22 protein-coding genes are annotated in these 23940 nt (G+C 67.2%); 9 read left to right on the top strand and 13 right to left on the bottom strand.

Annotated elements, in window-relative coordinates:
• Positions 1 to 10 precede the first annotated feature (10 nt).
• Entirely contained in the window at positions 11 to 1195 is a 1185-nt protein-coding gene (locus BLR75_RS02340) for an acyl-CoA dehydrogenase family protein (RefSeq protein WP_084313207.1), read from the bottom strand.
• Between the two features lie 257 nt (positions 1196 to 1452).
• Here BLR75_RS02340 and BLR75_RS02335 point away from each other — a divergent pair, with 257 nt between their 5' ends.
• Positions 1453 to 1902 carry an arsenate reductase ArsC gene (locus BLR75_RS02335; RefSeq protein ID WP_084313206.1) on the top strand — a complete coding sequence of 150 codons (450 nt, stop codon included), beginning with the start codon at positions 1453 to 1455 and terminating at the stop codon, positions 1900 to 1902.
• 15 nt (positions 1903 to 1917) lie between these two features.
• Here the strand turns inward: BLR75_RS02335 and BLR75_RS02330 are convergent, their stop codons facing one another.
• The 4 genes from BLR75_RS02330 to BLR75_RS02315 all read right to left on the bottom strand — a co-directional run bounded on the left by BLR75_RS02330 (position 1918) and on the right by BLR75_RS02315 (position 5781).
• Positions 1918 to 2835, bottom strand: a complete 918-nt coding sequence (locus BLR75_RS02330; protein ID WP_084313205.1) for a phosphatase PAP2 family protein — start codon at positions 2833 to 2835, stop codon at positions 1918 to 1920.
• A 236-nt stretch (positions 2836 to 3071) separates the two neighbouring features.
• A complete protein-coding gene (locus BLR75_RS02325) occupies positions 3072 to 4253 on the bottom strand; it encodes an acetyl-CoA C-acetyltransferase (RefSeq protein WP_084313204.1) in 1182 nt (393 codons plus the stop codon).
• Between the two features lie 143 nt (positions 4254 to 4396).
• Positions 4397 to 5053 carry a CoA transferase subunit B gene (locus BLR75_RS02320; RefSeq protein WP_084313203.1) on the bottom strand — a complete coding sequence of 219 codons (657 nt, stop codon included), beginning with the start codon at positions 5051 to 5053 and terminating at the stop codon, positions 4397 to 4399.
• Between the two features lie 29 nt (positions 5054 to 5082).
• Positions 5083 to 5781 carry a CoA transferase subunit A gene (locus BLR75_RS02315; RefSeq protein WP_084313202.1) on the bottom strand — a complete coding sequence of 233 codons (699 nt, stop codon included), beginning with the start codon at positions 5779 to 5781 and terminating at the stop codon, positions 5083 to 5085.
• Between the two features lie 119 nt (positions 5782 to 5900).
• Here BLR75_RS02315 and BLR75_RS02310 point away from each other — a divergent pair, with 119 nt between their 5' ends.
• A complete protein-coding gene (locus BLR75_RS02310; RefSeq protein WP_084313201.1) occupies positions 5901 to 6803 on the top strand; it encodes a LysR family transcriptional regulator in 903 nt (300 codons plus the stop codon).
• Positions 6804 to 7188: 385 nt separating this feature from the next.
• On the opposite strand, the gene BLR75_RS02305 is transcribed toward BLR75_RS02310, so the two are convergent.
• Positions 7189 to 7947, bottom strand: a complete 759-nt coding sequence (locus BLR75_RS02305; RefSeq protein ID WP_084313200.1) for an IclR family transcriptional regulator — start codon at positions 7945 to 7947, stop codon at positions 7189 to 7191.
• Between the two features lie 84 nt (positions 7948 to 8031).
• Between BLR75_RS02305 and hmgA the strand changes: the two genes are divergently transcribed.
• Both hmgA and fahA read left to right on the top strand, forming a co-directional pair.
• Entirely contained in the window at positions 8032 to 9318 is a 1287-nt protein-coding gene (hmgA, locus tag BLR75_RS02300) for a homogentisate 1,2-dioxygenase (protein WP_084313199.1), read from the top strand.
• 4 nt (positions 9319 to 9322) lie between these two features.
• Positions 9323 to 10627 (top strand): fumarylacetoacetase, encoded by a 1305-nt coding sequence (gene fahA / locus BLR75_RS02295; protein WP_084313198.1) that lies wholly within the window; start codon positions 9323 to 9325, stop codon positions 10625 to 10627.
• An 18-nt stretch (positions 10628 to 10645) separates the two neighbouring features.
• Here the strand turns inward: fahA and ptrR are convergent, their stop codons facing one another.
• Positions 10646 to 11518: a putrescine utilization regulator PtrR gene (gene ptrR / locus BLR75_RS02290; protein ID WP_084313197.1), complete on the bottom strand. Its 873-nt coding sequence runs from the start codon at positions 11516 to 11518 to the stop codon at positions 10646 to 10648.
• A gap of 128 nt (positions 11519 to 11646) precedes the next feature.
• Here ptrR and BLR75_RS02285 point away from each other — a divergent pair, with 128 nt between their 5' ends.
• A complete protein-coding gene (locus BLR75_RS02285; RefSeq protein WP_084313196.1) occupies positions 11647 to 13038 on the top strand; it encodes an NAD-dependent succinate-semialdehyde dehydrogenase in 1392 nt (463 codons plus the stop codon).
• 356 nt (positions 13039 to 13394) lie between these two features.
• Here the strand turns inward: BLR75_RS02285 and BLR75_RS02280 are convergent, their stop codons facing one another.
• Entirely contained in the window at positions 13395 to 14171 is a 777-nt protein-coding gene (locus tag BLR75_RS02280) for a GntR family transcriptional regulator (RefSeq protein WP_084313195.1), read from the bottom strand.
• A 379-nt stretch (positions 14172 to 14550) separates the two neighbouring features.
• Here BLR75_RS02280 and BLR75_RS02275 point away from each other — a divergent pair, with 379 nt between their 5' ends.
• The gene (locus BLR75_RS02275; RefSeq protein WP_084313194.1) at positions 14551 to 15897 is read left to right on the top strand and encodes an NCS2 family permease; all 1347 of its coding nucleotides are present in this window, start codon (positions 14551 to 14553) and stop codon (positions 15895 to 15897) included.
• A gap of 72 nt (positions 15898 to 15969) precedes the next feature.
• Positions 15970 to 16596, top strand: a complete 627-nt coding sequence (locus tag BLR75_RS02270) for a LysE family translocator (RefSeq protein WP_084313193.1) — start codon at positions 15970 to 15972, stop codon at positions 16594 to 16596.
• A gap of 3 nt (positions 16597 to 16599) precedes the next feature.
• On the opposite strand, the gene BLR75_RS02265 is transcribed toward BLR75_RS02270, so the two are convergent.
• The gene (locus BLR75_RS02265) at positions 16600 to 18381 is read right to left on the bottom strand and encodes an ATP-binding protein (protein ID WP_084313192.1); all 1782 of its coding nucleotides are present in this window, start codon (positions 18379 to 18381) and stop codon (positions 16600 to 16602) included.
• 1 nt (position 18382) lies between these two features.
• On the bottom strand, positions 18383 to 20191 hold the full coding sequence (locus tag BLR75_RS02260; protein ID WP_084313191.1) for an ATP-binding protein: 1809 nt from the start codon (positions 20189 to 20191) through the stop codon (positions 18383 to 18385).
• 139 nt (positions 20192 to 20330) lie between these two features.
• Here BLR75_RS02260 and BLR75_RS02255 point away from each other — a divergent pair, with 139 nt between their 5' ends.
• On the top strand, positions 20331 to 20975 hold the full coding sequence (locus BLR75_RS02255; RefSeq protein WP_084313190.1) for a DsbA family oxidoreductase: 645 nt from the start codon (positions 20331 to 20333) through the stop codon (positions 20973 to 20975).
• Between the two features lie 95 nt (positions 20976 to 21070).
• Here BLR75_RS02255 and BLR75_RS02250 read toward each other — a convergent pair whose 3' ends face one another.
• A complete protein-coding gene (locus tag BLR75_RS02250) occupies positions 21071 to 21406 on the bottom strand; it encodes a ribonuclease E inhibitor RraB (protein ID WP_084313189.1) in 336 nt (111 codons plus the stop codon).
• A gap of 207 nt (positions 21407 to 21613) precedes the next feature.
• On the opposite strand from BLR75_RS02250, the gene ptrC reads away from it, so the two are divergent.
• The gene (gene ptrC / locus BLR75_RS02245; protein WP_084313188.1) at positions 21614 to 21805 is read left to right on the top strand and encodes a type III secretion system co-regulatory protein PtrC; all 192 of its coding nucleotides are present in this window, start codon (positions 21614 to 21616) and stop codon (positions 21803 to 21805) included.
• Between the two features lie 110 nt (positions 21806 to 21915).
• On the opposite strand, the gene BLR75_RS02240 is transcribed toward ptrC, so the two are convergent.
• Together BLR75_RS02240 and BLR75_RS02235 are read right to left on the bottom strand one after the other, a co-directional pair.
• Positions 21916 to 22962 (bottom strand): tetratricopeptide repeat protein, encoded by a 1047-nt coding sequence (locus BLR75_RS02240; RefSeq protein ID WP_084313187.1) that lies wholly within the window; start codon positions 22960 to 22962, stop codon positions 21916 to 21918.
• A gap of 1 nt (position 22963) precedes the next feature.
• Positions 22964 to 23932: a type II secretion system F family protein gene (locus BLR75_RS02235; protein WP_084313186.1), complete on the bottom strand. Its 969-nt coding sequence runs from the start codon at positions 23930 to 23932 to the stop codon at positions 22964 to 22966.
• Between the last annotated feature and the right edge of the window lie 8 nt (positions 23933 to 23940).

Raw genomic sequence — 23940 nt, 5'->3', positions numbered from 1 at the left:
GGCACGCCGCTCAGTAGGACTTCGGCAGGCCAAGGACCTTCTCGGCGATGAAGCAGAGGATCATCTCGCGGCTGACCGGGGCGATGCGCGGGATCAGCGCTTCGCGCAGGTAGCGCTCGACGTGGTACTCCTTCGCATAGCCGTAGCCGCCGTGGGTCATCACCGCGGTCTCGCAGGCGTTGAAGCCGGCTTCGGCGGCCAGGTACTTGGCGGCATTCGCCTCGGTGCCGCACTCCTCGTCGCGGTCGAACCTGGCGGCGGCGTGGAAGGTCATCAGGTTGGCCGCTTCCAGCTCCATCCAGCATTTCGCCAGCGGGTGCTGGATCGCCTGGTTCTTGCCGATCGGACGGTCGAACACCTCGCGCTCCAGCGCGTACTGGCTGGCGCGGGCCAGGGCGGCGCGGCCCAGGCCGACGGCCTCGCCGGCGATCAGGATGCGCTCGGCGTTCATGCCATGGAGGATGTACCTGAAGCCCTGGTCCTCCTCGCCGATGCGGTCCGCCACCGGCACGCGCAGGCCGTCGATGAACACCTGGTTGGTGTCGATCGCCTTGCGGCCCATCTTGTCGATCTCGCACACCTCGATGCAGCTGCGGTCGAAGTCGGTGTAGAACAGGCTGAGACCTTCGGTCCTGTTCTTCACCTCCTCCAGCGGCGTGGTGCGCGCCAGGATCAGCATCTTCTCGGCGACGCCGGCGGTGGAGATGAAGGTCTTCACGCCGCTCAGCACGTAATGATCGCCGTCGCGCACCGCGCGGGTCTTCAGGCGGGTGGTATCGAGTCCGGTGTCCGGTTCGGTGACGGCGAAGCAGGTGCGCTCCCGGCCGGCGATCAGCGGCGGCAGCATGCGCTGCTTCTGTTCCTCGCTGCCGAACACCACCACCGGATTCAGGCCGAAGATGTTCATGTGCACCGCCGAGGCGCCGCTCATGCCGGCGCCGGACTCGGCGATGGCCTGCATCATCACCGTCGCCTCGGTGATGCCCAGGCCCGAGCCGCCGTAGGCCTGCGGGATGCAGATGCCCAGCCAGCCGTCCTGGGCCAGGGCCTGGTGGAGCTCGACGGGGAAGCCGCCGACCCTGTCCTTCTCCAGCCAGTAGTCGGCAGCGAAGCGTTCGCAGATCTTCAGGATCGCCTCGCGGATCTCTCCATGCCCCGGCGTCAGGTTGGCTGAGAGGGAAAGGAGTTGGCTCATGCTGATGTCTTCCGTTGCCTGGATGGCTACGCATCCGGGAATCCGGAGGTTCGCCGCGTATGGAAGAATCCTTTCATGGTGGGTCGGCGAAGGGAGCTACCCTCGGTGGGTGGCTGCTGCAGGGACCGGAACGCCACGAACCGATCGTTCCCCCGCTCCCGCGTGGGAACCATGAACCCGCCTCCGCGGCGGTCACAATTCCGTCACACTCACCTGCCAGAAAGGGAGCCATTCCTGCCAGTCCAGAGGTAGTACCCATGGCCGATAAACTGAAGGTCCTGTTCGTCTGCATCGCCAACGACGCGCGCTCGCCGATGGCCGAAGCGCTGCTGCGGCACACCGATGACCAGCATTTCGAGGCATACAGCGCCGGGGTGCAGCCCACCGCGGTCGACCCGCGCGCCATCGACGTTCTGGAGCATGCCGGCATCCCGGTGGAAGGCCTGCGCAGCAAGTCGCTGGACGAGTTCAGCGGGCAGCATTTCGACTACCTCATCGATCTCTGCGACAAGTCCTCCAGCGAGGAACAGCTGCTGCCCGGCTCGGCGGAAGTGCTGGTGTGGAATTTCGCCGACCCGGCCGCCAGCACGCAGCCCGAGGCGTTCCGCCACGCCATGCAGGAAATCCACGAGCGGGTGAAGATGTTCGTCATGGTCAAGACTCGCGACCATGCGCAAACGAAAACGCCGGGCCAGGGCCCGGCGTGATCCTCATCGCGAGTCTCAGCCCGCGGTCGCCGCTCCGGCGGCAGCCGGCGCTGCGCTGCGCTGCCGCGACAGCAGGTGCGCCTTGACCAGCAGCCACGGCATCAGCAGGGTGATGAACAGTCCCATCGACAGCCCGCGCAGCGCCTGCCAGTACATGGGCTCCAGCGGCAGCTGCGCGCCGACCTGCTTGAGCGCCTTCTGGAACAGCAGGAAGGCGATGCTGCCGATCACCGCGGCCAGCACCCGGCGCCAGGCCGGTACCGCGACGCCGAAATCGGTGATTTGCCGCTCGATGCGCAGCCCCACCCCGGAACCGACCAGCAGGCCGATGAACAGCGGCACGTAGTCCGGCGCCTGGGCATTCGGCCAGAAGATCATGCTGACCACGCCGGCCGCCACCGCCAGGCCCAGCGGCAGGACCACGCTGGTCCTGTTCCAGAACGCCCAGTCCTTCACTTGGGCGAAGACCAGCAGGGTCGCGCCACCCAGCGCGGAACCGACCAGCACGTCCTCGACGTCGTGGGCGCCGAGGTACAGGCGGCTGAGGATCACGCCCAGGCAGATCAGCGAGCAGAGCACCCAGACCCACATGCGGCGCACTTCATAGGCCAGCCACAGCCACATCACCACCGCCATCTGCGAGTGGCCGCTGGGCAGGCCGTAGCTTTCGCCGACGCGGTCGTCGAGGCGGAATTCCAGCGGCGGGCGCGGGTCCTGGAAGTAGTCCTTGAACAGGGCGTTGAGCCAGGCGGAGACGGCGATCAGCACCAGCAGGCGGAAGAAGGTGCCCTTGTTCCAGGCCCAGAAACCGAGGGGAATGGCCAGCAGCAGGAAGGTGCCGTAGCCGAGCCAGGTGAAAGCGTTGGCGACATGGGTGAGCTCTGGCGAGCGCAACGGCAGCACCCAATCCAGGCCGTGCAGAAGTTCGTACATGACGAGTCCCTTTGCTTGTTGTTTTTCGTGGGCTCGCACTAATACTGCAGGCGCGCCGGCACTCACAACGGCGCGATACGCCTGGTGCTGGCTTTTGGCGCAAATGTCGTCGCTGGCACGCAAAAGCGGACGGCCCGGACATTTCTGTCCGGGCCGTCGCCATCAGCAGGGCGGCCTCGCAGGTGAAACCAAAACCGTCATGTCCTGGCTCCACCTGCGTGGCCGAACTCGGGGGATCAGTCGCGCACCAGCGCCATAGCCACGCCCTGACCGCCGCCGATGCACAGGGTCGCCAGGCCCTTTTTCGCATCGCGGCGAATCATTTCGTGCAGCAGGGAGACCAGCACGCGGCAGCCGGAGGCGCCGATCGGATGGCCGAGGGCGATGGCGCCGCCGTTGACGTTCACCTTCGCAGCGTCCCAGCCGAGCTCCTTGCCCACCGACAGGGCCTGGGCGGCGAAGGCTTCGTTGGCTTCGATCAGGTCGAGGTCATCCAGCGACCAGCCGGCCTTTTCCAGGCAGCGGCGGGTGGCGGTGACCGGGGCGATGCCCATGATCGACGGGTCGACGCCCGAGCTGGCGTAGGCCTGGATGCGCGCCAGTACCGGCAGCCCCAGGGCCCTGGCCTTGTCCGCGCTCATCAGCAGCACGGCGGCGGCGCCGTCGTTGAGGGTCGAGGCGTTGCCGGCGGTGACGCTGCCGTCCTTCCTGAAGGCCGGCTTGAGCTTGGCCAGCGACTCGGCGGTGGTACCGGCGCGCGGCTGCTCGTCGGTGTCGAAGGCCTGCGGGTCGCCCTTGCGCTGCGGGATCAGCACCGGGGTGATCTCGTCGCGGAACCTGCCGGCCTCGATGGCGGCCACGGCCTTCTGCTGCGACTCGGCGGCGAAGGTGTCCTGGGCTTCGCGGCTGAGGCCGAACTGCTCCACCAGGTTCTCCGCGGTGATGCCCATGTGGTAGTCGTTGAAGGCGTCGATCAGGCCGTCGCGCAGCAGGCTGTCCTGCAGTTCGGCGTGGCCCATGCGCAGCCCGGTGCGCGCCTTCGGCAGCACGTAGGGCGCCAGGCTCATGCTTTCCTGGCCGCCGGCGATGATCACTTCGGCGTCGCCGCAACGGATCGCCTGGACGCCGAGGAACAGCGACTTGAGGCCCGAGCCGCAGAGCTTGTTGATGGTCATCGCCGGGACGCTGACCGGCAGGCCGGCGCCGATGGCGGCCTGGCGCGCGGGGTTCTGGCCGGCGCCGGCGGTGAGTACCTGGCCGAGGATGACTTCGTCGATCTGCTCGGCCTTCACGCCGCTGCGCTCCAGCAGGGAGCGGATCAGCGTGGCGCCCAGTTCGTGGGCCGGAATGTTCGCCAGGCTGCCCTGGAAGGCGCCGATGGCGGTGCGGGTGGCGGCGACTATTACTACGTCTTGCATCTGGATACTCCAAGCTGGCTTTACCTGTAGGAGCGCGCCATGCGCGCGAATCGCGGGCATGGCCCGCTCCTACACGGCTTATTGGATGACCGGAAGACAGTTGCGTAGGGATGGCGGATTGCACCCGCCCTACGCTGATCGTGTCAGAAGGTCATTTCCTTCACATCGTCCGGAACGATGAGGCGGCCGGCGGTCTTTTCGGCGATCTCGGCGATGCTCACGCCCGGCGCGGTTTCGCGGAGGATGAAGGCGCCGTCCTGGATTTCCAGGTAGGCGAGGTCGGTCAGCACCTTGCGGATGCAGCCGGCGCCGGTCAGCGGCAGGCTGCAGCGCTCCAGCAGCTTGGACTCGCCGTCCTTCGAGGCGTGGGTCATGGTGACGATGATGTTCTCGGCGCCGGCCACCAGGTCCATCGCGCCGCCCATGCCCTTCACCAGCTTGCCGGGAACCATCCAGGAAGCGATGTTGCCCTGCACGTCCACCTCGAAGGCGCCGAGTACGGTGAGGTCGACGTGGCCGCCGCGGATCATCGCGAAGGATTCGGCAGAGGAGAAGATCGACGCGCCCTTGACGGCGGTGACGGTCTGCTTGCCGGCGTTGATCATGTCGGCGTCCACTTCGTCCTCGGTGGGGAAGGCGCCCATGCCGAGCAGGCCGTTCTCCGACTGCAGCATCACTTCCATGCCCTCGGGCACGTAGTTGGCCACCAGGGTCGGGATGCCGATGCCGAGGTTGACGTAGTAGCCGTCCTGCAGCTCACGCGCCACGCGCTGAGCCATCTGTTCGCGGGTAAGTGCCATTGCGAATTCTCTCTTGTTGTCCGATGGGCTCAGGAACGCACGGTGCGCTTTTCGATGCGCTTCTCGAAGGAACCTTGAATGATGCGGTCGACGTAGATGCCCGGGGTATGGATCTGCGCCGGGTCCAGCTCGCCCGGCTCGACGATCTCTTCCACTTCCACCACGGTGATGCGGCCGGCGGTGGCGGCCAGAGGATTGAAGTTCTGCGCGGTGTGGCGGTAGATCACGTTGCCGTAGTGGTCGGCCTTCCAGCCCTTGACGATGGCGAAGTCGCCGGTGATGGCTTCTTCGAGGATGTACTTGCGGCCGTTGAACTCGCGCACTTCCTTGCCTTCGGCGATCGGGGTGCCGTAGCCGGTGGCGGTGAAGAAGGCCGGGATGCCGGCGCCGCCGGCGCGCATCTTCTCGGCCAGGGTGCCTTGCGGGGTCAGTTCGACTTCCAGCTCGCCGTTCAGCAGCTGCTGCTCGAACAGGGCGTTCTCGCCAACGTAGGAAGCGATCATCTTGCGGATCTGCCGGTCTTCCAGCAGCACGCCGAGGCCGAAGCCGTCGATGCCGCAGTTGTTGGAAACCACGGTCAGCCCCTTCACGCCCATGCGGCGGATCTGCGCGATGAGGTTTTCCGGGATGCCGCAGATGCCGAAGCCGCCGGCCAGTACCGTCATGTCATCGGTGAGCCCGGCGAGAGCTTCTTCGTAACTGCCTACGCGTTTGTCGAGTCCTGCCATGTCGCTTGCCTCTTGTCTTTATAGGACCGGCTCGCAGCCGGAAAACGCCTGCAGCTTCACCGCTCGCGACTCATTTGTTAAGTTTGTTTTTCCAATCCATTGATCAGGTTTCCAAATCAATGACCATCAAGCAACTGCGTGCCTTCCTCGCCGTGGCGCAGACCCTCAGCTTCGCCCAGGCCTGCGAACGCCTGCACCTGTCGCAGCCGGCGCTGAGCCTGGCGATCAAGACGCTGGAAGAGTCCCTCGGCGGACCGCTGCTGGTGCGCACCACCCGCAGCGTCGCGCTGACGCCGGAGGGCGAGACCCTGCTGCCCATCGCGCGCAGCCTGCTGGCCGACTGGGACAACGCCGAGGACCTGCTGCGCCAGCACTTCACCCTGCAGCTGGGCAAGGTCTCCATCGCCGCCATGCCCTCCTTCGCCGGCAACCTGCTGCCGGAAGTGCTGATGAACTTCCGCAACCGCTATCCCAAGGTAAACGTGGCGGTGCACGACGTGATCAACGAGCAGGTGCTGGAGATGGTGCGCAACCGGCGGGTCGAGCTGGGCGTCGCCTTCGAGCCGGAGAACCTGGACGGGCTGGACTTCGCGCCCTTCTACAGCGACCGTTTCGTCGCCGTGCTGCCGGCGGATTCAACCCTGGCCGCGCAGCAGCGGGTGACCTGGGCGGAACTGCTGCGGGAGAACTTCATCACCCTGCAGCGCCCCTCCGCCGTGCGCCTGCTGATGGAGGAGTCGGTCGCCGCCCGCCACGGCAAGCTGCCGGTGGCGTTCGAGAGCCACCAGCTGGTCACCATCGGCCGCATGGTCGCCCAGGGGCTGGGCGTCAGCGCCGTGCCGCGCTTGTGCCTGGAGCAGATGGAACAGCTGGGCGCCCGCTGCGTGGCGCTGGACGCCCCGCGCATCGAGCGGCGGGTCGGGCTGATCACCCTGGCCGGGCATTCGCTGTCCAGCGCGGCGCAGGCGTTGGGCGATGTGTTGCTGGGGATGGATTGGGGACGATTGGAGACCAACCTGTAGGAGCCAGCTTGCTGGCGATCCGGGTTTTCCCTCAACGTCGGCGTGGAAGGAGAACACGGCAATCGCCAGCAAGCTGGCTCCTACAGGTTCTGTGCGTGCTTCAGGGGCGGCGCGACTCTGTGTAGGAGCAACTGTCTTCGCGCCATGGCCAATCGCTGGTGTAGGGCGCATGAAGCGGAACGCTTCATCCGCCGATAAGGCCACGCCGATGGGATGGCGGATAACGCTGGCGCGTTATGCGCCCTACCCGGACATTCCAGCGATACCGTGTAAGCGGGCCATGCCCGCGACATATCGGCGCCGCCGGGTTTCGCGGGCATGGCCTGCTCGCGAACAGATTCCCCCGACGATACCGAGACAGTTGCTCCTACAACGTCGCCGGACGTTATCCGCCGACGGCCAGCCCACCCATCCTTGCGCTGATCGCTCCAGCCACCTCGCGAAGCCGCCGCGCCGCCTCGCCGTCGATATCGGCATCGAACCCCGCCGCGGAACCAACCACCGTGATCACCCCGGCGATCTGCCGGCCGACGGAGAACAGCGGCGCCGACAGCGCGTTAACCCCCGGCATCAGCAGCCCGTGGATGGAGTGGATGCCGTCGCGGCGGATCTGCTCCAGCACCTCGTCCAGCTCCCCGCCATCGTCACGGAAGGCGGCGAACACCAGCCCGGTGGACGAGCCGTGCAGCGGCAGCACCGAGCCGACCTGGGTCACCAGGGTGACCATGCCGCGCGCCGGTTCCACCTGCACCACGGTCGGCCCGTGGCTGCCCCATATCGCCAGGAAGCAGGTCTGCTCCAGCGCGTCGCGCAGTTCGGCGAGGTACGGCGTGGCGATCTTCACCACGTCCAGCCGGCGGATCGCCGCCAGGCCGACGTACAGCGCCTCGCGCCCCAACCCGTAGTGGTTGGTCGCCGGGTCCTGCTCGGCGAAGCCGCTGGCGAGCAGCGCCTGCAGGTAGCGGTGGACCTTGGCCGGCGGCATGCCCAGGTGTTCGGCCAGCCCCTTCAGCGAGGTGCTCGGCGCCAGGGCGGCGAGGCCCTTGAGAATCTCGGTGCCGACTTCCGCCGACTGCACCTTGTTGCCCCGCCCGGAGGCGGATTCTTCCTGCTCGTTCGTCGCTTTCGACTTTTCCCTTGCCATCGTCCCCTACCCTGAATCTTGACGCATCGCTTCATAGTAATTACGTTAATCGTAACTCGATTACGATAAAAAGCGAGACCACCCATGAACGACCTTGCCTACCTGTCCGGCTTCGGCAACGAATTCAGCAGCGAAGCCCTGCCCGGCGCCCTGCCGGTCGGGCAGAACTCACCGCAGCAGGTGCCCTACGGGCTATATACCGAACTGCTCTCCGGCACCGCCTTCACCGTGCCGCGCAGCGAGTCGCGGCGGACCTGGATGTACCGCATCCGCCCGTCCGCCGCGCATCCGCGCTACCAGCGCCTGCAGCGGCAGATCGGCGGTGGCGGCCTCGGCCCGGTCACCCCCAACCGCCTGCGCTGGAGCCCCTTCGAGCCGCCGGCGGAGGATACCGACTTCATCGACGGCCTGCTCTGCCTGGCGGCCACCGCGGCGGCGGACGCGGCCAGCGGCGTCAGCATCTACACCTACCGCGCCAACGCCTCGATGCAGCGGGTGTTCTTCGATGCCGACGGCGAGCTGCTGATCGTCCCGGAATCCGGCCGCCTGCGCCTGGTCACCGAACTCGGCGTGCTGCAGGTCGAACCGCTGGAGATCGCCGTGCTGCCGCGTGGCATGCGTTTCCGCGTGGAGCTGCTGGATTCCTCCGCGCGCGGCTACGTCTGCGAGAACCACGGCGCCGCCCTGCGCCTGCCCGACCTCGGCCCGATCGGCAGCAACGGCCTGGCCAACCCGCGCGACTTCCTCGCCCCGGTGGCGCATTTCGAGGACGTCGACGCGCCGGTGCACCTGGTACAGAAATTCCTCGGCGAACTCTGGGCCACCACCCTCGACCATTCGCCGCTGGACGTGGTCGCCTGGCACGGCAACAACGTGCCCTACAAGTACGACCTGCGCCGCTTCAACACCATCGGCACGGTCAGCCACGATCATCCGGACCCGTCGATCTTCACCGTGCTGACCTCGCCCAGCGACACCCACGGCATGGCCAACGTCGACTTCGTGATCTTCCCGCCGCGCTGGATGGTGGCGGAGAACACCTTCCGTCCGCCGTGGTTCCACCGCAACCTGATGAACGAGTTCATGGGCCTGATCCAGGGCGCCTACGACGCCAAGGCCGAGGGCTTCCTGCCCGGCGGCGCCTCGCTGCACAACTGCATGAGCGCCCACGGCCCGGACAACGCGACGACCCGCCAGGCCATCGCCGCGGATTTGAAACCGCACAGGATCGATAACACCATGGCCTTCATGTTCGAGACCGGCAGCGTCCTCCGTCCGACCCGCCAGGCCCTCGACTGCCCGCAGCTGCAGAACGACTACGATAGCTGTTGGGCGGGCATGGAAAAGACTTTCGACAGACAAGGGAAATGACCCAATGACAACCGAAACCCCTCGCACCAGCTGGGTCGAATCGGCCGACGGCCACCCGGACTTCCCGTTGCAGAACCTGCCGCTGGGCATCTTCAGCCCGCCGGGCGACACTCCGCGCGGCGGCGTCGCCATCGGCGACTACATCTTCGACCTCAAGGTCGCCAGCGATTCCGGACTGTTCCACGGTTCCGCCGGCGAAGCCGCGCGGGCGGCCAGCGGCGACAGCCTGAACGCCTTCTTCGCCCTCGGCGCCGGCCCGCGCCGGGCGCTGCGCGCGCGCCTGCTGGAGCTGCTGGCCAGCGACAGCCCCGAGCACAAGCGCCTGGAAAACCTCGGCGCGGCGCTGCTGAAACCGCAGCTGGCCTGCCGCATGCACCTGCCGGCGCACATCGGCGACTACACCGACTTCTACGTCGGCATCCACCACGCGCGGAACATCGGCAAGCTGTTCCGCCCGGACAACCCGCTGCTGCCGAACTACAAGTACGTGCCGATCGGCTATCACGGCCGCGCCTCGACCATCGTGCCGTCCGGCACCGACGTGGTCCGCCCCAACGGCCAGACCCTGCCGCCGGGCACCAGCGTGCCGGCCTTCGGCCCGAGCAAGCGGCTCGACCTGGAACTGGAGCTGGGCATCTGGATCGGCCGCGGCAACGAACAGGGCCGCTCGATCCCGATCGGCGAGGCGGAATCCCACATCGCCGGTTTCTGCCTGCTCAACGACTGGTCCGCGCGGGACATCCAGGCCTGGGAATACCAGCCGCTGGGGCCGTTCCTGTCGAAGAGCTTCGCCACCACCATCTCGCCCTGGGTGGTCACCGCCGAGGCCCTGGAACCCTTCCGCAAGGCCCAGCCACTGCGCCCCGAGGAGGACCCGCAGCCGCTGCCCTACCTGCTCGACGACGTCGACCAGGCCCAGGGCGCGCTGGACATCGAGCTGGAAGTGCTGCTGCTCACCGAGCGCATGCGCGAGCAGAAGCTGCCGGCGCAGCGCATCGCCCTGAGCAACACGCTGAACATGTACTGGACGGTGGCGCAGATGGTCGCGCACCACACGGTGAACGGCTGCCGCCTGCAGCCGGGCGACCTGTTCGGCTCCGGCACCCTCTCCGGCGAACAGCGCGAAGCCGCCGGCAGCCTGATGGAACTGACCGGCGGCGGCCAGCAGCCGATCGAGCTGCCCGGCGGCGAGCAGCGCACCTTCCTCGAGGACGGCGACGAGATCATCCTGCGCGCCCGCTGCAAGGGTGATGGCGAGGTGTCGATCGGCTTCGGCGAGTGCCGCGGCAAGGTGCTGCCGGCGCGGTGACGAGCCCGGCGCCGCGGCTCAGGCCGTGGCGCCGTACCGTTCGTCGAGCAACTCGTTCAGCGCGCGCAGCGCCGGCATCTCGGTGCCGCGCCGCCAGAACAGCCAGGTGGTGACGTTGGCGTGCTCCGGCTCCAGCGTATGGATCGCCACGTTGGCGCCGCCGGCCAGGGTCTCGAACATCTTCCGCGGAATCATCGCCACCCCGCCGCCCGCCGCGATGCAGGCGAGCATGCCGTGGTAGGACTCCATCTCGATGATCTTGCCCGGCACCACGCGCTGGTCGGCGAACCAGTTCTCCATGCGCCGCCGGTACGAGCAGGTATCGCGGAAGGCGAACACCGTCTCCCCCGCCACGTCCCGCGCATCGCGCACCGGCACGTGCGCGACCGTGCTCATCAGCACCAGCTCTTCCTGGAACACCGGGCGCCCCTCCAGTTGCGGGTGGTTAGCCGGGCCGTCGGAGAAGGCCGCGCTGAAGCGTCCGGACAGCACGCCATCGATCATCTCCCCGGACGGGCCGGTCGATAGGTCCAGCTGCACCTTGGGATAGCGCTGGTGGTACAGCGCCAGCAGCGCCGGGATGCGCACCGCCGCTGTGCTTTCCAGCGAGCCGAGGGAGAAGCTGCCGTGCGGCTCGGCGCCGCTGGCGACCTGCCGCGCCTCGTCCACCAGGGCGAGGATGCGCTCGGCGTAGTCGAGGAAGCTGCGCCCGGTGGCGGACAGGCGCAGGCGCAGTTTCTCGCGGATGAACAGCTCGGTGCCCAGTTCCGCCTCCAGCTGCTTGATGCGCGTGGTCAGGTTCGACGGCACGCGGTGCATCAGCCCGGCGGCGGCGGTGATGCTGCCGCTCTGGGCGACGGCGCGGAAGATTTCCAGTTGGGTCAGGTCCACGTTGTTTCTCCAGGAGCATTCTCTCTCAAAGAAAGAGTCTTTCTTGATTATTCATTTTACATGAACTATCGCACAGATTAATTTTTGCTCAACGACAACAACACCACCTGCGTCCCGCGAGGAACTTCATGAACCAGATCGCCGCCCTCCCCGCCGCCATCTCCCGCAGCCCCGCCACCGGCGAGGAACTGGCCCGCTACCCGTTCCAGTCGGCCGACGACCTCGAAACCGTGCTGCAGTCCACCGACAACGCCTTCCGCCAGTGGCGCGACACGCCGGTCGAGGCGCGGGTGGAAATCCTGCGCAGGATGGCGACCGTCATGCGCGCCAACGTCGAAGCCATGGCCCGCATGGAAGCCCGCGAGATGGGCATGCCGGTCAGCCAGGCGCGCGGCGAGATCAACAAGTGCGCGAACCTCTGCGAGTGGTACGCCGAGCACGGCCCGGCCATGCTGCAGGACGAGCCGACCAGCATCGAGGGCGACAAGGCGTACGTCTCCTACCTGCCGCTCGGCCCGGTGCTGGCGGTGATGCCGTGGAACTTCCCGACCTGGCAGGTGATGCGCGGCGCGGTGGCGATCATCCTCGGCGGCAACACCTACGTGCTCAAGCACGCGCCGAACGTCATGGGCTGCGCCTACCAGCTGCAGCAGGCCTGGCGTGACGCCGGTCTGCCGGAAGGCGTGTTCGAGGTGCTGAACGTCGAGCCGCCGCTGGTTTCCAGGGCCATCGCCGATGACCGCATCGCCTCCATCGCCGTCACCGGCAGCGTCGGCGCGGGCGCCGCGATCGCCTCCCAGGCCGGCGCCGCGCTGAAGAAGTGCGTGCTGGAGCTGGGCGGTTCGGACGCCTTCATCGTGCTGGCCGATGCCGACATCGACGCCGCGGTGAAAGCCGCCGTCGCCAGCCGCTTCGGCAACTGCGGCCAGGTGTGCATCGCCGCCAAGCGCATCATCCTGGAAGAATCCATCGCCGCGGCCTTCACCGAACGCTTCGTCGAGGCGGTCAAGGCGCTGCAGATCGGCGACCCGCTGGAAGACGCCACCTTCCTCGGCCCGATGGCCCGCGCCGACCTGCGCGAGGAACTGGACCAGCAGGTCCGGGCCAGCATCGCCGACGGCGCCACCCTGCTGCTGGGCGGCCACAAGCTGGAAGGCGCCGGCAACTACTACGCGCCGACCATTCTCGCTGACGTGAAGCCGGGAATGACCTCGTTCCGCCAGGAGATCTTCGGCCCGGTAGCCTCGCTGATCGTCGCCCGCGACGCCGAGCACGCCATCGAGCTGGCCAACGACAGCGAGTTCGGCCTGTCCGGCGCGCTGTGGAGCGCCGACGTCGCCAACGCCAGGCGCCTGGCCCGGCGCATCGTCAGCGGCGCGGTGTTCATCAACGGCTTCTCCGCCTCCGACCCGCGCGTACCGATCGGCGGCGTGAAGAAGAGCGGCTACGGCCGCGAGCTGTCCCACTTCGGCCTGCGCGAGTTCCTCAACCCGCAGACCGTGTGGGTTGATCGCCGCTGAGTTGCTCCTGTGTAAATGCAAAGGCCCCACCATTTGGCGGGGCCTTTTGCGTTTCATCGATGGGTATCGCTGCGCTCCACCCATCCTACAAGAGCGGCAACCGTGGGATATAGAGCGTAGGGCGGGTGAAACCCGCCACCTGGCCGCCACGAGAATTGGCGGGTTGCACCCGCCCTACGGGCTGTTTTCTGGATTCCCGCGTTCGCGGGAAAGACGGAGAGGAATGAAGCCTCGCCTCACAACCGTCGTCCTCGCGAACGCGGGGATCCAATAAACAGCATCCGGCTATTCGGGACAACCACAAACAAAAGGCCCCGCTTCGCAGCGGGGCCTTTTGGCATTCCGAAGCTACCCGATCAAACCGCCGAATCCGCATCCGCCTTCGAACGGCGCGGCTTCTTCTTGTTCGCCAGCAGGTGCGAGAACACCGCGTGCAGGTCGCCGGAAGCGCCGTCGATCTCGAGGTTGAGCTTGTCGTCGATGTGCGCCATGTGGTGCATCATCAGGGTCACGGCCTTTTCCTTGTCGCCCTTCTCGATGGCGTCGAGGATTTCATTGTGCTCGTCGAACGAGCAGTGCGAGCGGCTGCCGCTTTCGTACTGGGCGATGATCAGCGAGGTCTGCGACACCAGGCTGCGCTGGAAGCTCACCAGCGGCGCGTTCTTCGCCATCTCGGCGAGCTTCAGGTGGAATTCCCCGGACAGGCGGATACCGGCACCACGGTCGCCGCGGGCGAAGCTGGCTTCCTCTTCCTTGACCATCTCGCGCAGTTCGGCCATCGGCTCGGAACTGGCGTTTTCCACCGCCAGTTCGGTGATGGCGCGCTCCACGGTGCGGCGGGCGAAGAGGATCTGCCGCGCTTCGTCGATGCTCGGGCTGGCCACCACGGCGCCGCGGTTCGGCCGCAGCAGGACCACCTGTTCGTGGGCCAGGCGCGACAGGGCGCGGCGGATGATGGTGCGACTGACGCCGAAGATTTCCCCCAGCGCTTCCTCGCTCAGCTTGGTGCCGGGCGCCAGGCGCTGTTCGAGGATGGCGTCGAAGATGTGCGCGTAGACGATCTCATCCTGCGTGCCGCTGCGGCTCTTGCCATTGCGCGGCTGCTTCCTGATCTGTTGCAACTGGTCGGTCATCGCTTTCGAACCCTGTTCTATCCGTGGCCCCGGCATTCCGGCGGCGAAATGCTGGCACACACATGCGTTCCGGCAAGTGTACACAAAGTACCCAGCTCCGCGCAGCAGTCCCGTGCCATGCCAGGTTACGGAATTCGCCCCTGTCGCTGAACAATTTTTGAACAATCCGGCACGGGCTACCTGTGTTTTCCTTTGTAAGAAGCCAGGAAATACGTGCGAAACATTATTTGATCTTTTTGTATACAAATGCATAATCGGCGGCGTGACATCCTGACTCAAAAGTCAGAAACCACACCCTCACAGCCTCCCGACGAGCCAGGGACCAGGTGAACCAGCCGTCGATGAGGACCAACAACAAGAGCGTTGAGGAGTACCCGCTGTGGAACAAGAACAACAAGCCATCTATTCAGCTTCAGCCCGACCCGCCGCCGGCGGCCTGCTCGAACGCCTGTTCAAGCTCAGCCAGCACGGCACCACGGTGAAGACGGAACTGGCCGCCGGCCTGACCACCTTCATCACCATGGCCTACATCATCTTCGTCAACCCCAACATCATGGCCGACGCCGGCATCGACCACGGCGCCGCCTTCGTCGCCACCTGCCTGGCCGCGGCGCTGGGCTGCTTCCTCATGGGGCTGTACGCCAACTGGCCGGTGGGGCTTGCACCGGGCATGGGCCTCAACGCCTTCTTCACCTACACCGTGGTCAAGACCATGAACTACAGCTGGGAAATCGCGCTGGGCGCGGTGTTCATCTCCGGCATCGCCTTCATGATCCTGACCTTCTCGCGGGTGCGCGAATGGCTGCTCAACAGCATTCCGGTGAGCCTGCGCTTCGCCATGGGCGCCGGGGTCGGGCTGTTCCTCGGGCTGATCGGCCTGAAGACCGCCGGCATCGTGGTCGCCAGTCCCGCCACCCTGGTGCACCTGGGCGACCTCACCAGCCCCGGCCCGCTGCTCGCCGCCATCTGCTTCCTGATGATCGCGGTGCTGGAATACCGCCGCGTGTTCGGCGGCATCCTGATCAGCATCCTCACCGTCACCCTGGCCGGCGTCGCCCTGGGCATCGTCCAGTTCGGCGGGGTGTTCTCCATGCCGCCGAGCCTGGCGCCGACCTTCATGGCGATGGACATCGCCGGCGCCTTCAACGTGACCATGATCAGCGTGATCCTGGCCTTCCTCTTCGTGCACATGTTCGACACCGCCGGCACCCTGATGGGCGTGGCCCAGCGCGCGCACCTGGTGCGCGAGGACGGCCGCATCGAGAACCTGTCCAAGGCGATGAAGGCCGACAGCACCTCCAGCGCCTTCGGTGCGGTGCTCGGCGTGCCGCCGGTGACCAGCTACGTGGAAAGCGCCGCGGGCGTTGCCGCCGGCGGCCGCACCGGCCTGACCGCGGTAGTGGTCGGCCTGCTGTTCATCGCCGCGATGTTCTTCGCCCCGCTGGCCGGCATGATCCCCGCCTACGCCACCGCCGGCGCGCTGATCTACGTCGCCATGCTGATGATGGGCGGCATGGCCCACATCGACTGGAAGGAACACACCGAGACCATCCCGGCCATCGTCACGGTGATCATGATGCCGCTGACCTTCTCGGTCGCCGACGGCATCGCGATGGGCTTCGTGACCTACGTGGCGATGAAGGTGTTCACCGGCAGGCACAAGGACGTGACCGCAAGCTTGTATGCACTTTGCGCAATCTTTGTAGCCAAGTTCATCTTCCTGTAAACTGGGCTCACGCCACCTGAACGACCCCGGTGCGCTCGCGCCGGGGTTTTCACTTTCTGCGAGACGCCTTCGATGAGCCTGGAAACCTGGCTGCTCTACAGCAGCGCCGCCCTGATCGTGATCCTGATCCCAGGTCCGCTGTCGCTGCTGATGGTCAGCAACAGCCTGAACTACGGCCTGCGCCGCTCGCTGCCGGCGTTCCTCGGCGGGGTCAGCGCGTCGATCTGCCTGCTCAGCGCCTCGGCCCTCGGCCTCGGCGCCCTGCTGCTGGCCTCGGAGAAGCTGTTCAGCGTGCTCAAGGTGGTCGGTGCGCTCTACCTGTTCTATCTCGCCTGGCAGAGCTGGCAGCAGTCGTGCATCGCCAGCAAGCCGCAGGCGGCGGAGGAACAGCCGGTCAACCCGAGCTTCCGCGCCATGTTCTGGAAGGCCTTCGGCCTCGGCGCGAGCAATCCCAAGGACATCCTGTTCTTCGCCGCCTTCCTGCCGCAGTTCCTCAGCGCCGAACGGCCGCTGTGGCTGCAGCTGCTGGTGATGATCGCCACCTGGGCGGTGCTGGATTTCGCCTGCAAGCTGTTCTACGGCCTCAGCGCCCGCGGCGCCGCGCGCTTCCTGCGCTCGGGCAAGGGCAACGCCTGGTTCAACCGTGGCAGCGCCGCGCTGTTCGCCACGGCCGGCGGCGCCTCGCTGCTGAGCCGCTGAGGCTCATTCGCCAGCCAGCGGCAGCGGCAGGCGCACCAGTACCCGGGTGCCGACGCCCCGCCGGCTGGCAAGCTCGATCGAGCCGCCCATCAGCTTCACCAGCCGCTCGCACAGCGCCAGCCCCAACCCCGTGCCGCCGCGCGCCAGGCGCTGCGGGTCGGGCAACTGGCGGAATGGCTCGAACAGCTGCGCCTGTTCCTCCTCGGCGACGCCCACGCCGCTGTCCTCCACCTCCAGCACCAGCTCGGCCTGGTCCATGCCCTGAGCGGTAGTGAGTGCACGGAGCACCACTTCGCCCCGGTCGGTGAACGCCAGGGCGTTGCTCATCAGGTTGTCCAGCACCTGGCGCAGGCGCGGACCGTCGACCCACGCGCGCGTCTCGCCCATCCGCTCCATCCGCACCTTGAGCTCCAGTCCCTTCGCAGCGGCAACGGGCCGATGCGCCGACAGACAGGCGTCGAGCAGCTCGCGCAGGCCGTGGGGCCGGACATCGAGGACCAGCCTGCCGACTTCCAGCTGGATGAAATCGTCCACGTCGGAGAACAGGCGCTGCAGGTTTTCCGCGATCGCCCCGACGGCCTTCAGCGCATCGCGCTGCCCCTCGCCGATCACCGGCCCGGCCAGCACCTGCTCCAGGGTTCCCAGGATGCCGTCCAGCGCCACCCCGATCTCCCGCGTCACGGCGTCGCCGAAGGTATCCCGCACGCGCCGCATGGCCTGCGCGCGCATGTTGGAGTCGCGCAGCTGGCGCAGCAGTTCCTCCCGCTCGGTGTGGTCCTCGGAGCCGCAGAACATGCCGATCAGCGCGCCGCTGGCGTCGTGCAGCGGCTTGGCCCAGGTGGCGAGCGTGCGCCGGCCGGCGCTGGTGCTCACCACGCGGTCGAAGGCCGCTGGCTTCCGCTCGGCCACCGCCTGCAGGTAGGCGTCCTCGATGACCCGCGCATCCTCCGGATCGGTGAAGCGGGAAAGCTCGGTGAAGTGCTTGCCTTGCGCCTCCTCGCGGCTCACGCCGAGGGAGTCCAGGTAGACCTGGTTGCACAGCAGCAGCCGCCCTTCGGGGTCGCGCAGGGTCAGCGGGTTCGGCATCGCATCGATCAGCTTCTGCAGCAGGTCCAGCCTTTCCCGCTGTTCCGGCCCCATGCCGGCGGCCGGCGCCTCGGGTTCGCTCCCGCCCGCCTCGACCAGCCCGCTGCGCCGGGCGATGTCGACCAGCTCCACCAGGGACGCGGCACGCAACTTCTGCATCAGGCGCACCTTGTAGGTGCTGACGGTCTTGTCGCTGATGGCCAGCTGCTCGCTGATGGCGGTATTGCTGAAACCCTGCGCCAGCAGCTGCAGCACCGTCAGCTCGCGGACCGACAGCTCGCGCAATGCCTCGCTTTCCTGGCCGATGCCGATCAGCGCGTGGCTGGGGAAATAGCTTTGCCCGGCAAGAACCGCATGTACCGCGGCCTTCAGCTCGCCGGGCGGCTGCTGCTTGCTGACGAAACCCTGGGCGCCGGCCTGCAGGCAGCGCCCGGCGAAATACTTCGAGTCCTGGGTGGTCAGCACCAGGATCCGGCACTTCAGCTCCAGCGCCACCAGCCGCTGGATCACCTCCAGCCCACCCAGCCCGTGGATCGACAGTTCCATGACCAGCAGATCGGGGCGCAGGCTGCGCGCCAGTTGCAGCGCCTGCGATCCGTTGTCGGTCTCGCCCACCACCTCGTGACCTTCCGCCTCCATCAGCAGGCGGACCGCGTGCCGGGTCACCGGCTGCGCGTCGACGATCAGTATCCTGCCCATCTCAGCGCCCCCCGAGGCCGCTTCCGACCTCCGCCACCGGCAGCGTCAGCCGCACCCGGGCGCAGGTGCCGAGGCCCGGCTGGCTGTCCAGCCCGATGCTGCCGCCCATCAGTTCCAGCAGCATGCGGCACAATGTCAGGCCGAGGCCCGAACCGCCGCGCAGGATGCGCTGCCGGTCGGGAACCTGGCGGTAGGGTTCGAACAGCCGCTGCAGTTCTCCCCCGGCGATGCCGATGCCGCTGTCCTCCACGTCGAGCATGACCTCGACCTGCCCCCCGGCGCCCCCCAGCGCGCTCAGGCGCACCTGCACGCCGCCCTGGTCGGTGAACTTGAGTGCGTTGCTCAGCAGATTGTCCAGGACCTGGCCCAGGCGCTCGCCATCCACCCATGCATGGGTTTCCTGCAGCCTCCCGACCTGCAGTTGCAGCGCCAGCCCCCTGTCCCGCGCCTGTTCCCGGTAGCCGGCGATACGCGCCTCGACCAGCTTGCGCAGGTCATGGGGTTGCGGGTCCAGGATCAACCGTCCCGTCTGCAGGCGGTTGTAGTCCTTCAGGTCGGAGAACAGGCCGCGCAGCCCGGCCGCCATGTCATGGGCCACCTTCAAGGGTTCGCGCTGGGCATCGCCGAGCTGCGGCCGGGCCAGCGCCAGGTCGATCATCGCCGAGACGCCACGGAAACCCGCCACCACCTCCCGGCTCACCGTCTGCGCGAAACTCGTCCTGACGCGGGTCTCCGTCTCCATGCGGCGGGCGGCCTCGCGCAGTTCGCAGAGCAGTTCGTCGCGCTCGGTCTGGTTCTGCGAGCCGCACAGCATGCCGATCAGCCGGCCCTCCGCATCCTCCAGCGGCTTGGCCCATAGCGTCAGCACGCGGCGACCGTGGCGCTTGTCGGCGATGACCCGGTCGACGCTGGCCGAAGCCCGCCGCGCCACCGCCCGCAGGTAGTAGTCCTGGATCGCCCGGGTGTCCTCTTCCGAGTAGTTTTCGATATCGAGATACAGGCTGCCGATCACTTCCTCCTGGCTCATTCCGGACACATCGAGGAAGGCCTTGTTGCAGAGCATCACCCGCCCCTCGATGTCGCGCACCGCGAGAGTTCCCGGCACCGCGTCGATCATCTTCTGCAGCAGTTCGAGGCGTTCCCGCTGCCCGGGTTCGAGTTCCGCCGCAGCCACCGAATCCGCGTCGCCCGCCGATTCCAGCAGGCCGGCGCGACGGGCGATGTCGATCAGCTCCACCAGCGAGGACGCCTGCAGCTTCTGCAACAGGCGCGTCTTGTAGGTGCTCACCGTCTTGTCGCTGATCGCCAGCTGCCCGGCGATGGCGATGTTGCTGAAGCCGCGCGCCAGCAGCTGCAGCACGCTCAGCTCGCGCACCGACAGGGGTTGCAGCGTGCCGGCCGGCTGCTTCTGGCCGGGAGTGGCGCAGATATCGCCGGGAAAATGCTGGTAGCCATTGAGCAGCGTCTTCACCGCGGCCTTCAGCTCGTGGGGGTCTTCCTGCTTGCTGACGAAGCCGCTGGCGCCCGCCTCCCGGCAGCGTGCGGCGAAGTAGCGGGAGTCCTGGGTGGTCAGCACCAGGATTCGGCAAGGCAGGCCCAGGCCGGCCACGCGCTGGATGACTTCCAGTCCGCCGAGGCCGGGTATCGATAGTTCGAGGATCATCAGGTTCGGCGACAGCTCGCGCGCCAGTTGCAGGGCCCGTGGCCCGTTGTCCGCCTCACCGACCACCTCGTGGCCTTCCGACTCCATTAGCAGGCGCAGCGCATGGCGCGTCACCGGCTGTTCGTCGACCACCAGGATCCGGCCCATTCACCGCCCCCCTCGAATTCAGCCCAAACCCTTATCCTAGACCGCAATGCGCCGATGGGTGAGCAGCCGCCGGAGGGGACTGGCCTTGGACGCCAGCCTGGCCCATGCTAGATGGATTCGATTTCGGAGAGCCCCTGCCATGAGCAAGACCGTCACCCTGGACTTCGTTTCCGACGTGGTCTGCCCCTGGTGCGCCATCGGCCTGAACGGTCTGCTCGCGGCCATCCGCCGGCTCGATGACGAAGTGAACGTGGAGCTGCACATCAAGCCATTCGAGCTGAACGCCGACATGCCGGCCGAGGGCGAGGACCTGATCGAGCACCTGCAGCGCAAGTACGGCATCGACACCGACGAGATCGCCCGCAACCACGAGAACGTCCAGGCGCTCGGCGCCGAGGTGGACTTCCACTTCGACCTGCACAAGCGCACCCGCATCTACAACACCTTCGACGCCCACCGCCTGCTGCACTGGGCCGCCGAGGTCCAGCGCGACCTGGCGCTCAAGCAGACGCTGCTGCACGCCTACTTCGGCCAGGGGCGGGACATCAGCGATCCGGAGGTGCTGCTGGGACTGGCGGTGGAGGTCGGGCTGGACGCGGTGCGCGCGCGGGAGATCCTCGACAGCGATACCTATTCCCGGGAAGTGGTGGCGGACGAGGACTACTACACCAGCCACGGCATCCACGCCGTGCCGGCGGTGATCATCGACGGCCGCCAGCTGATTTCCGGCGCGCAGTCCACCGAGTATTACGAACAGGCGCTGAGGCAGATCGCCCGCAGCTGACGGAAGCGGCCGGCGTTCCCCGGCTGCAGGGAAGCACCATGAAAAAGGGCGGATGGCCGCAACGGCCATCCGCCCTTTTCGTCATCCCGCCGGGATCAGAGCGCGGACCAGCCGTCGGTCCTGCCGCCCAGCGGCTCGCTGTGTTCGGCCAGCAGGCTTTCGTAGCCGCTGATGTTCTCGTGGCTGGGCTCCATCACCGGATACGCCAGCACCTGCCAGGGCAGCTCGTCGTTGCCGTCGTACTCCGAGTAGGCCACCTTCTGCCCGTTCTGCAGCAGCATGATGGCGAAATCCAGGGCCGCCTGTTCGTCCGGGAAGATCACGGCGAACTCCACTTCGCGTTCGAACGACAGGTCCTCTCCCTCCTCCTGCAGGGTCCAGAGCGCATCGCCGATTTCGTCGGCCGGGAAAAGCTGCATGTCACGAGTCATGAGGTAGCTCCAATTACGGGGAATGGCCCCCAGTACGGGGGCCGTCCTCACAGCATACCCGTACCTGTTCCGGCGCGTGGAAAAATCCCGCGCGAGCCGCATTGCGCGCATGTTTCGAGTCATTGCCAACCCGGTTTTCGCGATATCCGGAAAACCGGCACGATTTCTGCCCCGGGTTACCTGCCAATCCCTGGGGAGGCTTCGGAGATGCTCAGCCACAAAGCTGCGACACTGGCCTACCGCATTACCTACATCACGGTGGAAGACCAGGATCTGCAGTTCGAAACGCAGATCGCCATCCACAACGATGGGCGGCTGCTCTCGCTGTGCGCGGCACCCACCTTGCCCTCGGAGCGCAAGGAGCTGCGCGAACTGATCGATGGCCTGAAGAAGGCCTGAGCGGGATGGACCGGACGAGGAACGTCAGCGCCGGCAGGAAGCAGGACGAGCCGGCACCGCGGAGCCCATGGACAGGCGCATCCGCAGTGCCGGCAGGCGCCGGCGGGGTGTCACGGAGTGGTCACGGCGGTCATCGCCGGTCCCTGCAATACCGCCACCGGCTGTTCCGGTTCCGGCGCTCCGCCACCGCCGATCTGGCGGATCCTCCTGATCTGCTCGACCCGGTTCAGGTTGTCCCACGCGGTGGCGTAGTGCCCCGGAGCCTGGTCGATGGCGCTGCGGAAGAACTGCTCGGCTTCATCCAGCCGGCCCGCCACCAGGCAGACATAGCCGACGTCGTTGCTCGCCTCCGCCCTCGGCTCGACCTGCTCGAAGGCTGAAACCGCCTCCTCGTAGCGCTCCATGCGCGCCAGCAGCAGCCCGTAGTTGCGCCACAGCGGCTTGTACGAAGGGTCGTAGCTTATGCCGCGCTGGTACATGCGCTCGGCTTCCGGCCACTGCCCGGCGAGGTAGTAGGAATAGCCCTGGCTGTTGTGCACCAGCGCCGAGCGCGGCTCGATGCGCATGGCCAGCCGGTAGTAGGCCTCCGCCTGCGCGAAGTCGTCGCCCAGATCGGCGAGGACCCCCAGCGCGTTGTAGACCTTCAGCGGCGACTGGCCATCCACTTCCAGCTGGTCGACGGCGAGCGCGTCGGCGGACCTGCCGAGGCGTTTCTGGTCGACCGCCAGGGCCCGGGAAAACATCTCCCGGGCCTTGGCGTGGTTGCGCCCGGCGAGATAGAGCAGCCCCAGCTCGGAGAGCGCTTCGGGGTTGTCCGGATCGCTGGCCAGCACATCGCCGAAGGCCATCTCCGCCAGCTGCGCATTGCCGCGCTCGCGATGGATGCGCCCGACCCAGACCATCGCCGAATGGCGCTTCGGGTCCAGCTCGACGACCCGCAGGTACTGGAACAGCGCCATGTCGAGGTTGCCGGCCTGGTAGGCCCTGGCCGCCAGTTGCATGGCCTGCAGCGGGGAGTCCGCCTGTTTCTGCACCTGATAGAGCACCGAGCTGTCGCCGGAATAGACCGAGCGAAACTCCCCGCCCTGTTCGGGAGCGTTGGACTGACATCCCGCGAGAACGGCCGATACGGCCAACAGCAGCAGCTTCCTGTTCATGTCACAGTCTCCCGAATGCCTTGAGTGCACCAATGATCGCCGGCCCGATGGCCACCAGGAAAAAGCTCGGCCACAGGCAGAGGATCAGCGGAAACACCAGCTTGGTGCCGACCTTCGCCGCCTGTTCCTCGGCCGCCTGGGTACGCCGGTCGCGGAACTCCTCGGCATAGATGCGCAAGGTATCGGCGACACTGGTACCGAAACGGATGCTCTGCGCCAGCAGGCTGACCAATCCCTGGATGTCTTCCAGGCCGGTGCGCTCGGCCAGCCCGCGCAGCGCCTGGGTGCTGGGTATGCCGGCGCGGATTTCCGCGTTGACCAGCGCCAGTTCCTCGGCCAGCTCCACCTGGCTGACCGACATTTCCTCGGCGACCCGCTCCATGGCCTGGGGCAATGCCAGCCCCGACTCGACGCAGACCACCATCAGGTCCAGCGCATCGGGGAATGCGGCCCGAAGGCGGCCGATCCGTTTCGTCCTGCGCTTGTCCACGTAGATCGCCGGCGCCAGCCAGCCGCAACCGGCCGAGCCCGCCACCAGCAGGAGCGCCATGCCCAGCGACAGCTCCGGCAGCAGCGGCAGCACCGGCAGCGCCGCGGCGGACAGCGACAGCGGCAGCACCAGGCGGATCGCCCAGTACAGCTGCACCGCCGAAGCCGAGCGGTAGCCGGCATGCACCAGCCGCATCCGGGTGGAGGACGCCAGGCTGCGATCCTCGCCGGCGAAGCGCTGGCCGACCTGCTCCAGCAGCAGCTGCAGGTTGCCCGGCGCACGCTGCCCCGGCGGCAGCTCGGCGTGGCCGCGCTTGATCAGCAGCAGCCGGCGCCGCAACGGGTCGCGCAGGCCGGTGACCAGCAGCATCACGGTCACCCCGGCCAGCGCCGTGCTCAGCCCCACGGTGCCGAGGAACAGCAGCCGCGCCACCTGTTCGTTACCCACCGCACCACTGATCAACGCCAGCAGATAGTCCATGCTCCCTC

This window comes from Pseudomonas jinjuensis (assembly GCF_900103845.1).
Taxonomy (GTDB): domain Bacteria; phylum Pseudomonadota; class Gammaproteobacteria; order Pseudomonadales; family Pseudomonadaceae; genus Pseudomonas; species Pseudomonas jinjuensis.
Note: the sequence above shows the minus strand (reverse complement) of the source record. Positions and strands in the feature narration are given on the sequence as shown.

Excerpts from the sequence above, each read along its gene's own strand:
- BLR75_RS02340 (WP_084313207.1), bottom strand. The coding sequence starts at position 1,195 with ATGAGCCAACTCCTTTCCCTCTCAGCCAACCTGACGCCGGGGCATGGA.
- BLR75_RS02335 (WP_084313206.1), top strand. The coding sequence starts at position 1,453 with ATGGCCGATAAACTGAAGGTCCTGTTCGTCTGCATCGCCAACGACGCG.
- BLR75_RS02330 (WP_084313205.1), bottom strand. The coding sequence starts at position 2,835 with ATGTACGAACTTCTGCACGGCCTGGATTGGGTGCTGCCGTTGCGCTCG.
- BLR75_RS02325 (WP_084313204.1), bottom strand. The coding sequence starts at position 4,253 with ATGCAAGACGTAGTAATAGTCGCCGCCACCCGCACCGCCATCGGCGCC.
- BLR75_RS02320 (WP_084313203.1), bottom strand. The coding sequence starts at position 5,053 with ATGGCACTTACCCGCGAACAGATGGCTCAGCGCGTGGCGCGTGAGCTG.
- BLR75_RS02315 (WP_084313202.1), bottom strand. The coding sequence starts at position 5,781 with ATGGCAGGACTCGACAAACGCGTAGGCAGTTACGAAGAAGCTCTCGCC.
- BLR75_RS02310 (WP_084313201.1), top strand. The coding sequence starts at position 5,901 with ATGACCATCAAGCAACTGCGTGCCTTCCTCGCCGTGGCGCAGACCCTC.
- BLR75_RS02305 (WP_084313200.1), bottom strand. The coding sequence starts at position 7,947 with ATGGCAAGGGAAAAGTCGAAAGCGACGAACGAGCAGGAAGAATCCGCC.
- hmgA (WP_084313199.1), top strand. The coding sequence starts at position 8,032 with ATGAACGACCTTGCCTACCTGTCCGGCTTCGGCAACGAATTCAGCAGC.
- fahA (WP_084313198.1), top strand. The coding sequence starts at position 9,323 with ATGACAACCGAAACCCCTCGCACCAGCTGGGTCGAATCGGCCGACGGC.
- BLR75_RS02285 (WP_084313196.1), top strand. The coding sequence starts at position 11,647 with ATGAACCAGATCGCCGCCCTCCCCGCCGCCATCTCCCGCAGCCCCGCC.
- BLR75_RS02280 (WP_084313195.1), bottom strand. The coding sequence starts at position 14,171 with ATGACCGACCAGTTGCAACAGATCAGGAAGCAGCCGCGCAATGGCAAG.
- BLR75_RS02270 (WP_084313193.1), top strand. The coding sequence starts at position 15,970 with ATGAGCCTGGAAACCTGGCTGCTCTACAGCAGCGCCGCCCTGATCGTG.
- BLR75_RS02265 (WP_084313192.1), bottom strand. The coding sequence starts at position 18,381 with ATGGGCAGGATACTGATCGTCGACGCGCAGCCGGTGACCCGGCACGCG.
- BLR75_RS02260 (WP_084313191.1), bottom strand. The coding sequence starts at position 20,191 with ATGGGCCGGATCCTGGTGGTCGACGAACAGCCGGTGACGCGCCATGCG.
- BLR75_RS02255 (WP_084313190.1), top strand. The coding sequence starts at position 20,331 with ATGAGCAAGACCGTCACCCTGGACTTCGTTTCCGACGTGGTCTGCCCC.
- BLR75_RS02250 (WP_084313189.1), bottom strand. The coding sequence starts at position 21,406 with ATGACTCGTGACATGCAGCTTTTCCCGGCCGACGAAATCGGCGATGCG.
- ptrC (WP_084313188.1), top strand. The coding sequence starts at position 21,614 with ATGCTCAGCCACAAAGCTGCGACACTGGCCTACCGCATTACCTACATC.
- BLR75_RS02240 (WP_084313187.1), bottom strand. The coding sequence starts at position 22,962 with ATGAACAGGAAGCTGCTGCTGTTGGCCGTATCGGCCGTTCTCGCGGGA.
- BLR75_RS02235 (WP_084313186.1), bottom strand. The coding sequence starts at position 23,932 with ATGGACTATCTGCTGGCGTTGATCAGTGGTGCGGTGGGTAACGAACAG.